At 47.1% G+C, this 14,053-nt stretch carries 12 protein-coding genes; 1 reads left to right on the forward strand and 11 read right to left on the reverse strand.

Annotated elements, in window-relative coordinates; all coding sequences use genetic code 11:
* Window positions 1-14: 14 nt before the first annotated feature.
* From remA to ACYCS5_RS01670, 6 genes are all read right to left on the reverse strand, one after another.
* Complete coding sequence (remA, locus tag ACYCS5_RS01645) at window positions 15-275, reverse strand: extracellular matrix/biofilm regulator RemA (RefSeq protein WP_005548256.1); 261 nt, start codon at window positions 273-275, stop codon at window positions 15-17.
* Between the two features lie 56 nt (window positions 276-331).
* Window positions 332-1,219: a YicC/YloC family endoribonuclease gene (locus tag ACYCS5_RS01650; RefSeq protein WP_029517198.1), complete on the reverse strand. Its 888-nt coding sequence runs from the start codon at window positions 1,217-1,219 to the stop codon at window positions 332-334.
* Between the two features lie 35 nt (window positions 1,220-1,254).
* Window positions 1,255-3,141, reverse strand: a complete 1,887-nt coding sequence (locus ACYCS5_RS01655) for a bifunctional homocysteine S-methyltransferase/methylenetetrahydrofolate reductase (RefSeq protein ID WP_459760705.1) — start codon at window positions 3,139-3,141, stop codon at window positions 1,255-1,257.
* A 147-nt stretch (window positions 3,142-3,288) separates the two neighbouring features.
* Window positions 3,289-4,311, reverse strand: coding sequence for a hypothetical protein (locus ACYCS5_RS01660; protein WP_340885819.1), 1,023 nt, complete (start codon window positions 4,309-4,311; stop codon window positions 3,289-3,291).
* 394 nt (window positions 4,312-4,705) lie between these two features.
* Window positions 4,706-5,539 (reverse strand): diaminopimelate epimerase, encoded by an 834-nt coding sequence (gene dapF, locus ACYCS5_RS01665; RefSeq protein ID WP_459760706.1) that lies wholly within the window; start codon window positions 5,537-5,539, stop codon window positions 4,706-4,708.
* Between the two features lie 109 nt (window positions 5,540-5,648).
* Window positions 5,649-8,447, reverse strand: coding sequence for a calcium-translocating P-type ATPase, SERCA-type (locus tag ACYCS5_RS01670; protein ID WP_029517633.1), 2,799 nt, complete (start codon window positions 8,445-8,447; stop codon window positions 5,649-5,651).
* A gap of 229 nt (window positions 8,448-8,676) precedes the next feature.
* Here ACYCS5_RS01670 and ACYCS5_RS01675 point away from each other — a divergent pair, with 229 nt between their 5' ends.
* Window positions 8,677-10,422: an Rqc2 family fibronectin-binding protein gene (locus ACYCS5_RS01675; RefSeq protein WP_459760707.1), complete on the forward strand. Its 1,746-nt coding sequence runs from the start codon at window positions 8,677-8,679 to the stop codon at window positions 10,420-10,422.
* Between the two features lie 93 nt (window positions 10,423-10,515).
* Here the strand turns inward: ACYCS5_RS01675 and ACYCS5_RS01680 are convergent, their stop codons facing one another.
* The 5 genes from ACYCS5_RS01680 to ACYCS5_RS01700 form a co-directional block, all read right to left on the reverse strand.
* The gene (locus ACYCS5_RS01680) at window positions 10,516-11,385 is read right to left on the reverse strand and encodes a PHP domain-containing protein (RefSeq protein ID WP_342434280.1); all 870 of its coding nucleotides are present in this window, start codon (window positions 11,383-11,385) and stop codon (window positions 10,516-10,518) included.
* The gene (locus tag ACYCS5_RS01685) at window positions 11,385-12,341 is read right to left on the reverse strand and encodes a selenium metabolism-associated LysR family transcriptional regulator (protein ID WP_069010585.1); all 957 of its coding nucleotides are present in this window, start codon (window positions 12,339-12,341) and stop codon (window positions 11,385-11,387) included. Before ACYCS5_RS01685 ends, ACYCS5_RS01680 begins: the two co-directional genes overlap by 1 nt.
* A 211-nt stretch (window positions 12,342-12,552) precedes the next feature.
* On the reverse strand, window positions 12,553-12,990 hold the full coding sequence (locus ACYCS5_RS01690) for a hypothetical protein (protein WP_025717787.1): 438 nt from the start codon (window positions 12,988-12,990) through the stop codon (window positions 12,553-12,555).
* 229 nt (window positions 12,991-13,219) lie between these two features.
* Complete coding sequence (locus ACYCS5_RS01695) at window positions 13,220-13,480, reverse strand: YlbG family protein (protein WP_029517637.1); 261 nt, start codon at window positions 13,478-13,480, stop codon at window positions 13,220-13,222.
* 39 nt (window positions 13,481-13,519) lie between these two features.
* A complete protein-coding gene (locus tag ACYCS5_RS01700; RefSeq protein WP_013310906.1) occupies window positions 13,520-13,960 on the reverse strand; it encodes a YlbF/YmcA family competence regulator in 441 nt (146 codons plus the stop codon).
* Window positions 13,961-14,053: the final 93 nt, after the last annotated feature.

Raw genomic sequence — 14,053 nt, forward strand, 5'->3', positions numbered from 1 at the left:
AGTACACTCCATTTTTATTCGTCATTGTCATCATCTTTAGTGGATAGGCGATGAGCGACCGTCTCCGGCTGCACCGCAGACAGGATTACATGATCACTGTCTGTAATAATAACAGCCCGCGTCCGGCGGCCATAGGTAGCATCAATTAGCATATGACGGTCCCTGGCTTCCTGTATAATCCGCTTGATCGGAGCAGACTCCGGACTGACGATGGAGATAATTCGGTTGGCCGACACGATATTGCCGAAACCAATATTGATCAATTTGATTGCCATATTCAGGTCTTTCCCCCTATACATGTGACTCTTGCAGCCGTGCCGCTACCAGGTAGCTACTCAATATTTGCAGCCTGCTCACGAATTTTCTCGAGCTCTGCTTTCATCTCAACGACCAAATTAACCAAGTTGAGATGATTAGCCTTGGAGCCGATCGTGTTGACTTCTCTGTTCATTTCCTGGATTAAAAAATCTAATTTGCGACCGGCCGGCTCGTCCGATAGCAGCAACCCCTTGCACTGCCCAAAGTGACTTTGAAGCCGGGTAAGTTCCTCATCAATATTGCTGCGATCCGCGAATAACGCAATCTCCATTCCGAACTTATGTTCATCAAGCGTAAATGAACCGTCCTGAAGCTCTTTAAGCCTGTGTTTCAGCCTGTTACGGTAGTCGCTCACAACATGAGGAGCCAGCACCGTCATTTCATGATGCAGGGATTCCAGACGTAAAATACGGGATTTCACATCTTGCGCCAAATGCCCGCCTTCTCGCCTTCTCATCTCCAGTAAACCTTGCAAAGCTTCATTCAAAGCTCGCTGTAGTTGCTCTTCCCAGTCCTCTTCGTCTCCATGGAAAGCCTCTCCAGGCTCACCCAGAACGTCAGGCAAAGCAAGAATATCGCTTATCCCTAACGTTCCTTTCACTCCATAACGATCCGCCAGCTGCTCCGCTGCATGCAGGTAAGCCTGCACCACAGTGTCATTTAACCGCGCGGCGGGCATCTGTTCTTCATCACGTTCCCTGTGGATAAAGACATCGATACGACCGCGTTTAATCTGCTGTTGAACCGTTCTTCTCAAGCCATCTTCGTAACGAGTCCATTCGCGCGGAATTCTCATCATCACTTCGCAATAGCGGTGATTTACCGATTTCAATTCCAAGCGCACTTTATAGCCCTCATAATGAAGGATAGCTTGACCGTATCCGGTCATACTCAATGACATCGGCATCACATCCATTATACTATTGTAATTGATTATTATAGTCGAAACAAGGGGGCCTGTGCGCGGCCTGATTTTTGCCATACGTAAGAAGTCAGTTCAGCTGTCATTTCATAGAACATAAATGGAGTCATAAAATAGATACCATTAAAATGTTCCATTGCCGTATCGAGTAGCTCCTTGGCAATAGACACACCCATTGTTCGTCCTTCCGGACCCTCAAGACCAGACATACGTGCACGCACCTCATCGGATAACTGAATGCCTGGTACTTCATTGTGCAAGTATTCTGCATTGCGCCCACTAGCCAGCGGCATAATACCGATAAAAATCGGTACTTCCAAATGTCGTGTCGCTTCCGCGATGGCTGCAATCAACTCGTGGTCGTATACGGGCTGAGTCATAACATAGTCGGCTCCGGAGGCAATTTTCTTCTCCAACCGCTGTACGGCTTTACCCAAATGCTTGACGTTAGGATTAAATGCGGCACCTACCACAAAATTAGCTTTCTGCTTCAGTGGCTTACCGGAAAATGCGACACCATCATTTAATTGCTTGATCATGCGTATGATTTCAAAAGAGGTCATATCATACACCGAACTGGCGCCTGGCAAATCACCGAACCGCGCCGGATCTCCAGTAACCGCCAGTACATGGTCAATACCGAGCGCGTCAAAACCCATCATGTGGGATTGAGTACCAATCAGATTGCGATCACGACATGCTATATGAATTAATGGACGCAAGCCTGTTTCAATACTGACCAAATGTCCAAGCGCCATGTTGCTCATGCGAGTGACTGCAAGCGAGTTGTCAGCCAGTGTAAGCGCGTCGGCCCCGGCTTTCTTCAACGCATGAGCACCTTGCATAAACCTCGTAATGTCCAGATCGCGCGGAGGATCCAGTTCTACAATGACCGTATGTCGTTCCTTTACAAGATCCACGATGTTGGGCTCACTGGTATGTCTGCCATTTCCTCGTTCCCCTTCATCTGCAATCTGCTCCGCCACTTGAAAGGACTCTTTCGACAAAGCTTCTTTTGAAGCAAGAGGAGGCGGTTGCAAACGGTTCAAGGCTTTGGATATAGCAGCAATATGATCCGGTGTAGTTCCGCAGCAACCACCGAGCAGCCTCGTTCCCAGGTCTACAAAGGTTTTGGCACATTCTCCAAAATATTCAGGTGATGCACCGTATACATAGTGGCCGTCCACATAATCTGCTAGTCCCGCATTCGGATATACGGACAACGGTACAGACAAAGGGCCGTCCAGCTGCTCCATTACACTCATAATTCCCTGCGGACCCGAGTGACAGTTAAATCCAAGGATGTCTGCCCCCTCATTACGCAGCACCGAAAAAGCTTCCGCGACTAAAAAACCATCCTGAGTACGACCAACCTGATCGACCGCAAACTGACAAATCACCGGAATATCACTATATTTACGTACACTGTGAAGCGCTATGCGTATTTCATCCAGCGAATAAAACGTTTCGCACAAAATACCGTCGACTCCTTCGGAGAGAAGAGCATCAATTTGCTGTTCATAGTTTCTTGCCAGCTCCAGCTTTGATATGTTAAGCCGCTTTCCCCCACATATGGAACCCACTGCACCTACCACATAATGTTCAGGTCCGGCCGCATCTCTGGCAATTCTCACACCAGCACGATTGATCTCTTCTACCTTAGATTCCAGTCCAAACCGGGCTAACTTATAATCATTTGCAGAAAATGTATTAGTCTCCAGCAATCGAGCTCCTGCACTTAAATATTGACCATGCACGTCTGATATAACATCAGGCGAAGTGATGTTCAGTTCTTCGAAAGACGTATTTACTGGAAATCCTAGCTGATATAAAAAAGTCCCCATTGCGCCGTCTCCGACAATAATTTCACGATTCAGCACAGTACGCAAATCCGGTTTCATGTCCCCTGCTCCACCCCGCTCTTTATTTTCATACTAATGTAACATAAAGAGACTTCAAACATAAGCCAAAAACAAAAAAAGCCGCCCCACTCCCCGACAATATGATATCAGGAGTGGAGCGGCTTGATTCATCTTTTCTATTTCCTACTACATTTTCCCAACGGAAGAATGGAGAGAGTAAGCGTAAAAAGTCCCTTTTTTATTTACTTTAGCCACAATAGAATCCGTTCCCTTTTGCTGCTTGTAGAACGTATATTGATTCCCTTGAACTTTCACTTTATAGCCGGTCAAATTGATATTAAATAACATCTGAGCCTTGGGCTTGACTAGCTTCAAAGCTTCTGAGGCAGTATATTTCGGGCTTGCAAATGTTTTTTTGAAATCTGCGTCATCATTCCAGTCCACCCCATAGGTGGATACGGCCAGCACTTTACCGGTTACCGCGCTAATTTTGACCTCACTGGCCTCGTTTGCATCCTCAAACGACCAATATGAAAGCCCCTTCGTTTCGTCCTTGTACCGTGAAGCGTGCTGCACCTTAATTGGCTGTCCACTCACACGCTTAAATGTGTTCATTGCACGGTTCAGTATCAGAGGGTCCACCTTCTTCAGCGCATAGTCCGCGTTGATGGTAATAGCGTTACCTCGATCCACATCTACATACAACGAGGAAGCCTGTTCTCCTGCGCCCCAAAATACCCAGTAATTTGATGGCTTGTTGGACTGATAAGGGGATTTGACCCGCCAAAATGCTTCAAATTGCAAAGGACGCTTGCTGTCAAACGCTTTGGCGCTGTTTAGTACTTTCGTCTTGAGTGGCGCGTTCATCGCTTTTCCCAAGCTGCTTATTTTATATCGTATGGTTGTAGAATCTACTCTATTTTTTTCTTTATTATATTCTGTTTGCAACGTAGCAGTTCCATCTTCCAGTCCGCCCTCTACAATCCAAGTTTTCCCCATATCCGTCACATCGTCAAATTGAAATGCTGTCTTCGAGCCGATGAGTTCTTGCACCGCTTTTTCTAAACGGCTTACCACTGTCGGAGTTAGCGACCCAACCTGCTTATCCGTCGTTTCCGCGGCGGCAGGAATGGTCGCCGCCTGAACCGGAAGCGCGGTGGCTACAAATATGAGGACTGCAACTGTTGAAATCCAACGAAATTTCCGCACTATGAACGGCCTCCTTATTGTTTTTCATTTTCTATATTATACATCGTTCAGGCGCCAAAAAAAGACAGAATGTTGCTTTGTTCATCGTATTCCTTGTATACAGGGGCATCTAAGTCCAAAAAAAGAAGACCTACTAAGGTCTTCTCAGGCTGTCGAGAAACCCCCTGTTTTTTAATCAGGTTTAAAATGGCCACTTTGATCAAATAAAAATGGGTCCTCAGATCGTTTTAAATCGATTTTTGTTTTAAAAGTTGAGTTTCCCCAAATAAAAAATAAAGTGCCGGAAAGTCCGTTGGACTTTCTCGACACTCTGAGAAGACCTACTAAGGTCTTCTCTTCACTCACTTCTATACGATTCATAAGTAGTTGCACGTTATCTTTATAGTCACATGATTCAGAACAGACGACCTTCGTACACGATCTCAGCCGGACCCGTCATATATATGTGATTATCTTCCTCGTTCCATTCGATATCCAGATCGCCGCCCTTCAGGCTTACAATGGCGTGGCGGTCGCTATATCCATTTAGTACAGAAGCCACAAGCGTAGCACAGGCTCCGGTTCCACAAGCTAGCGTTGGCCCGGCTCCTCTCTCCCATACTCTCATATCTATATGTTTACGGCTACGTACTGTGGCGAACTCAACATTTGTTTTCTTAGGGAAAAGCGGATGGCATTCCAGCTTTGGCCCCCAGGCTTCCAGATCAAAGCTTGGCGCATCCTCCACATAAATGACACAGTGCGGATTCCCCATAGATACAGCCGTAAAGCGAAAACCACTTCCTCCCGCTTCAATGGGCTCATTAATTACGCTGGTCAGATCCAGTGTAGTTGGAATCTTCAAACCCTCAAGAATTGGCTCTCCCATATCTACCTTCACCATACGAACAAGTCCATTCTCTACAGTTAGTTCGACCTGCTGTACACCTGCACCCAAGGTCTCAATCGTGATCTGTTCACGGTTGATATGCTTACGGTCATATACGTATTTGGCAGCACAACGGATAGCATTACCGCATTGTTCGGCCTCTGAGCCGTCCGAGTTAATAATGCGCATGCAGAAATCCGCTTTTTCTGATGGCAATATATATACCAACCCATCGGCGCCAACACCAAAATGTCGATCACATAGCCGAACAGCTAATTCCGAGGCGTCAGACGGCAACTCCTGATGCCCAAACCAAACGATAAAATCATTACCTAGACCGCTCATTTTTGTGAATTCCATAGCTTACCTCCGCCGTTGCTGCTGATGTCATGTTCCTCATGAAGCTTTGATCCCATGATATCATACAGGGCAATAGTGGGAAAGCGATGCGATATGCATAACCCGATTTCTAGGATGAAAACTTCGTACGTCCCGCTGAAAAGTGTGTATTTCCGCCGCGACGACGGTTGCGTCGACCGCCCCACACACTTCCCGCTCCCATCAGAAACGTCGGAATCCCAGCTGCGACAATGGATAGCGCCCACTCACGCAAACCGAGCGGTACCGTTTTGAAAATAGGTTGCAGCATAGGCACGTACATAACCACTAGCATTAGTACTATTGAAGACAGCACGGCAAGCACAAGATAACTATTTTGAAACGGATTACGATGGAAAATAGAACGGGAACTGCGGCAATCAAACACATGAATTAACTGCGCCAGAACTAGCGTAGCAAAGGCAACGGACTGTGCTTTGATCAGTTGTCCTGCGTCATCCGGTGCAATACGTAATGTCAGCCAGAAGGCCGCTAGCGTACATAAACCAATCAACAAGCCACGACTAATGATTTTCCAGCCCAGTCGACGAGCAAAAATATTTTCCTTTGCGCCACGAGGTTTGTGCTCCATGAGATCCTTTTCTGGTTGGTCCACCCCCAGAGCCATCGCTGGTAGGCCATCTGTCACCAGATTCACCCATAAAATCTGGATCGGTAACAAAGGTAATGGCAGCCCGGCCATCATGGCAAAAAACATCGTCAAAATTTCACCCACATTGGAGGCGAGTAGATAACGGATAAATTTACGGATATTCTCGTAAATATTCCGTCCTTCCTCAATTGCGGCTACAATCGTAGAGAAATTATCATCACTCAGAACAAGCGCAGCCGCTTCTTTGGTCACGTCCGTCCCTGTAATACCCATTGCAATGCCGATGTCCGACGCCTTTATCGCTGGAGCGTCATTGACGCCATCTCCAGTCATGGCTACGACATGTCCGCGCCTTTGCAGTGACTTGACGATCCGTAGCTTGTGCTCCGGCGAAACCCGTGCATATACAGAGACGGTATCAACGGCTTTGTCCAGCGACGCATCATCCATCGCAGACAATTCCTGTCCTGTTAACACGTGGGATCCGCGCTGAAAAATGCCCAGCTGCTGTGCAATGGCCTCTGCAGTTGTACCGTGATCTCCGGTAATCATCACAGTGCGAATGCCAGCACGACGACACTTGCCAATGGCTTCGCGAACCTCGCGACGTGGCGGATCAATCATGCCTGTCAGCCCGATAAAGATCAGTTGTGCTTCAGCCTCCTCAACCGTGGAGACACGCTCATGCGAGCGGATATCACGGTAAGCGACACCAAGTACACGTAGCGCCTCCGAGGCCATTCCTTCGTTAGCTGCCAGTACCTTTTGGCGCAGCGTACCCGTTAACGGAACGACATTTCCTTCCCATAAAATGTAGGAGCACTGGCCCAGCAATACATCCGGTGCACCTTTGGCAAAGACAATGTGTCCTCCCTGGTGGCGTACGAGTACCGACATTCGCTTCCGATCCGAGTCAAAAGGAAATTCTCGCTCCCTTGTGTATAGCTCATATAGCCCTTGTCGCGTGACTCCGCCCTTGGCAGCTAACGTGACCAGCGCTCCTTCCGTCGGATCACCCTTTAGCTCCCAAACGGAGGACGGCGTCGGCTCTTTGGTTTTCTTTTTCGAACGTAGCTCCTCTGTATCGGCTTGAACAATTTCCGCATTGTTGCAAAGCACACTGGCTTGCAGCAGTCTACGCAGAGATTGTCCGTTTTTAAGATCGGCAGGAAGGTCTCTATCCATAATATGCCCGTGAGGGTCATAGCCCTCTCCCGTAACTCCCCAGAAGCGGCCGTCCAGCCATAGCTTGGTAACCGTCATTTTATTTTGGGTCAGGGTACCCGTTTTGTCGGAACAAATGACAGATGCACAGCCGAGCGTTTCAACAGAAGGCAGCTTACGCACAATCGCCTTTCGTTTAATCATACGCTGCACACCCAATGCGAGCGCAATCGTCACAATAGCTGGCAACCCTTCCGGTATAGCCGCCACAGCCAAGCTCACTCCGGCCAAGAACATGCTCATGGCTGGCTGTCCATGTAAAATGCCTGCTACGACAACGAGCACCGTTAGCGCCAACGCTACGATAATCAAAATTTTGCCCAATTGCTCCAATCTGTGCTGCAACGGTGTCTCCTGCGACTCCGTATTTTCTATCAAGTCTGCGATCTTACCCATTTCGGTACTCATACCTGTACGTATAACTATTCCTTGTGCGGTTCCTCTAGTCATCATCGTGCCCATAAAACCGATGTTTTTTTGATCCCCAAGTGGTACCTCGGCGGCATGAATAGGGCGGCAATGCTTACTCACCGGAACCGATTCACCTGTCAGGGCGGACTCCTCTACATCACAGCCGTTCGTACTCAACCACCTTACATCTGCGGGAATGCGATCACCACTTTCCAGCAGCACAATATCACCCGGTACCAGTTCTCTGGCTTGAACTTGAATTCGTTTTCCGCCCCGCAACACTTTGGCCGTCGGAGCCGATAGTTGTCTCAAAGCTCGCAATGAACGCTCAGCTCTGAATTCCTGTACAAAGCCAAGAATTCCATTCAGTACAACAATAGCAATAATGGTAATCGCGTCCAAATACTCGCCAAGCAGGCCGGATATCAGGGTCGCTCCCATCAATACAAGCATCATAAAATCCTTGAACTGGTTGAGCAGCAGCAAGATCGCCGAAACTCGCTTCCCCTCGCTCAGCTCATTCCATCCTGACCTTTCTCTTCGTTCCGCAAGCTGTTCCTCCGAAAGACCCTGCTTCGGGTCGACTTCCAGACTTGTTGAAAGCTGTTCATTGCTTAATTGGTGCCAGTGTGCTTGTTCCATTCTCCCCAATTCCCTCCCGGTCAGATAGTCCGCTTCCGTCGGTTGTGCGTAGGATGGCTGCCCGTTATTATATTTTTGTGCCGCGATTGCTGATAAGCTGGACAGACTTTCTAGATTCAATCTATTCGGACAGGATCTGAAATATCACAAAGCCGCTTAAGTTTTGTCCCAAAGTTATGTATCATAGTAGGAAGGCGAAAATACATTTGCTTCAAAGGAGAACATAATTATGGCATTGGACGGAATCGTAACCCGCGCTATCGTACACGAACTGCAAGGCATCCGAGGCGGGCGCATTAATAAAATACATCAGCCAAACGATCGCGATATCGTGCTGAATCTGCGGGCACAAGGCGGAAGCGTAAAGCTGCTGCTGTCAGCTAATCCGACCTTCCCGCGTGTACATTTTACAGAACAAAGCTTTCTTAATCCGACAGAAGCCCCTATGTTTTGTATGCTTCTTCGCAAGCATTGCGAAGGAGGCGTTATTGAGAAAATCACGCAGGTGGGCATGGAGCGTATTATTCACATGGATGTACGTCAACGTGATGAACTGGGAGATGTTTCACTCAAACGAATTATCATTGAACTGATGGGCAGACACAGCAACATTATTTTGCTTGACCCGGAAACAGGCGTGATGCTAGATGGCATTCATCATGTTACACCGTCTATTAGCAGCTATCGGGTCATTATGCCCGGCTTTCAATACACGGAGCCTCCTGAACAAAACAAGCTAAATCCACTAGAAACAGAAGAGGCAGCTTTCATATCCTCGTATCAAACAGCACTCGAGGCCGGAGAAGCTCCCAAACGCTGGATCGTGAACACTTTTACTGGACTCAGTCCCCTCATTGCTGAAGAGATACTAACTCGAGTAACTAATGAAGTATCTGGTGATAGTGATCGTTCACTATGGAGTACATTCAATCACATCATGGATGACGTGCGGAACCATCGTTTTCAGCCGGTATCTGGACTAAACGCACAAGATAAAGTGATATTCTCAGCCATTCCACTGATGTTGATCCAAGGAGAACGTAAGGAGTACGCTACGATCAGTGAGTGTATGGAAGACTTCTTCGGTGAAAAAGCAGAAAGGGATACGGTTAAGCAAAAGGTCAGTGACCTACTGCGGTTTCTGCAAAATGAGCGGAGTAAAAACGTAAAAAAACTCGACTATCTCCAACAGGATTTGGCCGAGGCGGAAGATGCCGATCAATTTCGCATTTATGGAGAGTTGCTGTTCGCTTCGCTGCATGAGGTGAAAAAAGGGGACAAAGAAGTGACGATCATCAACTTTTATGATGAGGAACAGCGTCCAATGTCCATCCCACTGGACCCACTACTCAACCCGTCGGATAATGCGCAACGGTATTTTAAAAAATACAACAAATATAAAAACAGCCTAGCTGTCATTGACGAACAACTGGAGAAAACGCACGAAGAAATCCGTTATATGGACAGTCTTCTTCAGCAGCTAGCCCATGCCTCTATGAATGACATTGAGGAAATACGTGAAGAACTGGTTCAGCAGGGCTATCTCAGAGATCGGGTCAAAAAAGGAAAGAAAAAGAAGAAAAACGACCGTCCAACCCTGCACGTCTATACATCATCCGAAGGTATCGAGTTACTGGTTGGCAAAAACAACTTGCAAAATGAATATGTAACAAATCGACTGGCCGGACCAAATGACACCTGGCTGCACACAAAGGATATTCCGGGGTCACACGTCGTTATACGTGCTGAGCAATTCGGAGATGCGACGCTGGAGGAAGCAGCTCAACTCGCTGCTTATTTTAGTCAGGCCAAGCAGTCCAGCAGTGTACCTGTGGACGCCACCCTGATTCGACATGTACGTAAGCCTAGCGGAGCCAAACCTGGCTTTGTCATCTACGACCATCAGCGTACGCTTTTCATTACACCCGATGAGGAACTAGTCAAAAAGCTGCCGAATCGCATCAAAAACGGTTAAATCTTACTAGCCTGTTGAACCCACAAAAAAAGCCCTTTGTTCTTTGCACGGTACACTTCTTGTGTTCCATGCATAAGGCAAGGGGCTTTTTATTTACTTTTGTCCAATAGCAGCCTTCCTCAATTCCTCGACTACCTGCCCTTCCACACTACGGCTACCCAGATCACCGTGAAAAATAACACCTTGACGCGCGCCGTGAAAATCCGAGCCGCCAGTTGCAATGAGGCCATATTGCGCCGCCATCGCAGTATATCGGCTCTCAGCCTCAGCATCATGGTCCGAATGTCGCACCTCCAAGCCCGCAGGCTTCGCCTCCTCTATAATAGAACGAACCAGCTCATCATTTCCGTACAAGCCAGGGTGGGCCACCACGGGTACCCCTCCTGCTTCACGAATCCAGTTTATGGCCTCCGCAGGCTCTACACGGGGTACAGACACATATCCGGGCGCTCCTTCCGCCAAGTAACGGTCAAACGCGTCCCGCATATCCTTCGCATATCCTTTTTGAACCAGCGTATCCGCCATATGCGGACGTCCAATGCTTTCATCTGGTGCCAGCGGTCTGCCCATCGTAGCCACCACTTCACCCAGTGTGATTTCCACACCCAGACTACGCAATTGACTCAAAATCAAATCATTACGGGTATCCCGTGCCTGGCGAAGCTTTTCCAACCGTTCCAAAAACACTTTATTGTGGTAATCCATAAAATAACCGAGTATATGAATATCCTTATCGCCAGCTCGAGTACTAATTTCCACTCCTGGCACCACAGTAATTCCTATGCGTTTTCCCTCTTCCAGAGCTTCCTCCAGGCCAGCTACCGTATCATGATCTGTAATGGCCACACCTGCCAGTCCTTTTTCCTTGGCCCAGCGCACATTATCTGCAGGTGGTTGCATTCCGTCAGATGCTTGGGTGTGTGTGTGTAAATCATATCGTTTTACGTTAATCTGCTCCTTCATTATACATCCTCCTTCTCTTTCACCTTTGCAAGCTCGTCCTGCGAGTCCCTCAGGACGTCCGTTCCCTGATCATGACGACGCAAGTAAGACAGGAAGGTTACTACCGGAATCGGCAACAACGCCGACTTCAAATGAATTGCATAAAATTCTCGTTTGAACGTGATATCTGAAATATTTACAATTTTCAATAATCCGAGCGCAACTTCATGCTTCACCGAAGATGGTGATAGCATGGTAATACCCAGTCCAGCCTCCACCGCCGATTTAACCGCTCCAGTGCTCCCCATCTCCATTACAATCCCAAGTCGGGAGGCATCCATACCACGATTTTTCAGCTCATCTTCTATTACTTGACGTGTACCAGATCCCTTTTCTCTGGCTACAAAAGGATGCTTGAACACATCTTCCAGAACCACTTTTTTAGCCTTGGCCAGCGCATGTCCTGAAGGCACAATCAATTTCAGTTCGTCCTGCATCACAGGTTCCACCACGATATCCGGATGCTGGACTGGGGCCTCAATCAGTCCTAAATTCAGCTGATGTTTTAGTATATCATCCATAATCTGAGTTGTATTCATCACATTCATCGCCATGCGTATATGAGGGTATTCCTGACCAAACGGTCCCAGCATTCTGGGTACAATATACTCACCAATCGTTAGGCTGGCGCCAATATGCAATCTTCCCTCCAACATGTGAGTAAAAGCAGACATCGCCTCGTCAGCTTCCCTGATCAGTTGCATGCTTTTTTTCGCAAAAGGCAGGAGTGTCGCTCCCGCCTCTGAAAGTTCGATTTTTTTAGTCGAACGTTGCAGCAGTTTTGTGCCAAAATAATCTTCCAAAGACTGAATTTGCATCGTCACCGCAGGTTGTGTCATATGCAGCGCTTGTGCCGCCGCCGAGAAGCTCCCGCGTTCCGCTACGGTATAAAAAATGTGCAACTGATGAAAGTTCATACTGACAGCCCTCTCCCCTCTGTTCTCCCTATTTTAACATAAGAAAAACGTCTGTCGAAGCATTTCCAAGTAAACTTACTGAATTGGGTAGTTTTATTATTGGAAAATAAAAAAAGCATGCAGCTAATAACTGCATACTTTCTACTTAAACTTAACGGTATTCAGGAAGTTTGGAGATTTTTTCATCTGAAGCCGTTCTCCAAATGACCGTCTATTTTTGCTTACGAGTGCTTTTCATCAGTGTCATGCGCCGCGAATGGCGTAACCATGAATAGTATGACTTCAAATCCCTTAATTCAATGGTCTCCGACATCCGGCCCAAAAAGGTAATGACAATCATTTTGTGAAGCGGATTCCCCGCAATATCCATCTCGCCGGGCAACTCTCCAAATTCGGCCACGACGACCAGATCACCATCAATTAAATATACATCCTCTTCGTTATGATAATAGGACTCCATCCTGTTTTGCTTCAGGCATTCCCAAAGCCAGGCGGCGATATGATTCGTCTCGGACTGTTTCTGCTCTACCCGATCTAAGTAACGTGTTTTCGCATGATTTGTTATCACGATATCGGCGACTTTTTTATCGCCCATCTCCACGTAGAACGGTTCGTATGTACTCCATCGCTGCATTGCTTTGTCACGCACGGGATCACTCTCCCCACCAGATAGGTCTTTATATCTACCAATATATTCATATGTTACCTCAACAGACCCGGGACTACAAGTTACAAAATTGAAGTTTATGGGTGATATTTAAAGATTTTTTAGGTCTAACAGCATCAAGACCATTATGCAAAAGTCCTGACTTCACAAAAAAAAGCCAGCCTGTAGGCTGACCTTTCAAGAAAAGTTTACAATTTATAGACATTTGAGATTATATTTCATATTCTTTCATCTTTTCCTTATCGTCGTTGTAATCCGTCCTAATCTCATTTCGAAAAGAGCGCTCGACCTTACGCACATAGGAAAGTCTGCGAATATTTTTAACGGTGTCTTCTGCCCGATCCGCATTCATATATATCACTACATAATGCATACGCTTTGAAATAAAGTGGACATTTCCGTATTTCTCCAGATTGCGGGCAGCCTTGATATCGCTTACCCAAATGATGTACCCTGTCCGCTCGGCAAACATTCGCTTCATCTCCCCTCCATTCGGTATCATTCCTATGACCTATCCACAGGAGCATTTCCCTCCGCTGCCACATCCGCCTTTTTTCACATTCGGATCGTTGCTCGGCACCTTAATAGTCTCGGACACGGAATATGCAATCGTTTCAGACATGGCATGAAGCATATCATCCAGCGCCTTTTCGGCTCGTTTGAACTCCTTAACATCCACGAATTGTTCCAGTTCCAGCTCAACGACCTGCACTGCATCCTTCGCTTCATGATAGTTCGGATGAAAATGCCCAAAACGCTCCGTTTCCGCGAATAGCTCCTTTTTGGCATCCAGCTTGCGTACACACGCCTGAATAGACGGATTCAATTCCACACGCTGCTTCCAATATAAATAATCCGATACCTCAAAGGATCGGTTGACCATATCGCCCAATTCATAGGCGTTAATAAGCACTTCTGCCATATTGACCGTGTTCAATTCGGCTACGCTCATGAATGTTCATCTCACTTTATATAAAGTTCTACCCTGTAAAAGTAGACTCATTTATCATACCACATCCTTCTTTTGAGAAGAAGGAGTTTCATG

The sequence above is a fragment of the Paenibacillus sp. SEL3 genome, from assembly GCF_054602585.1.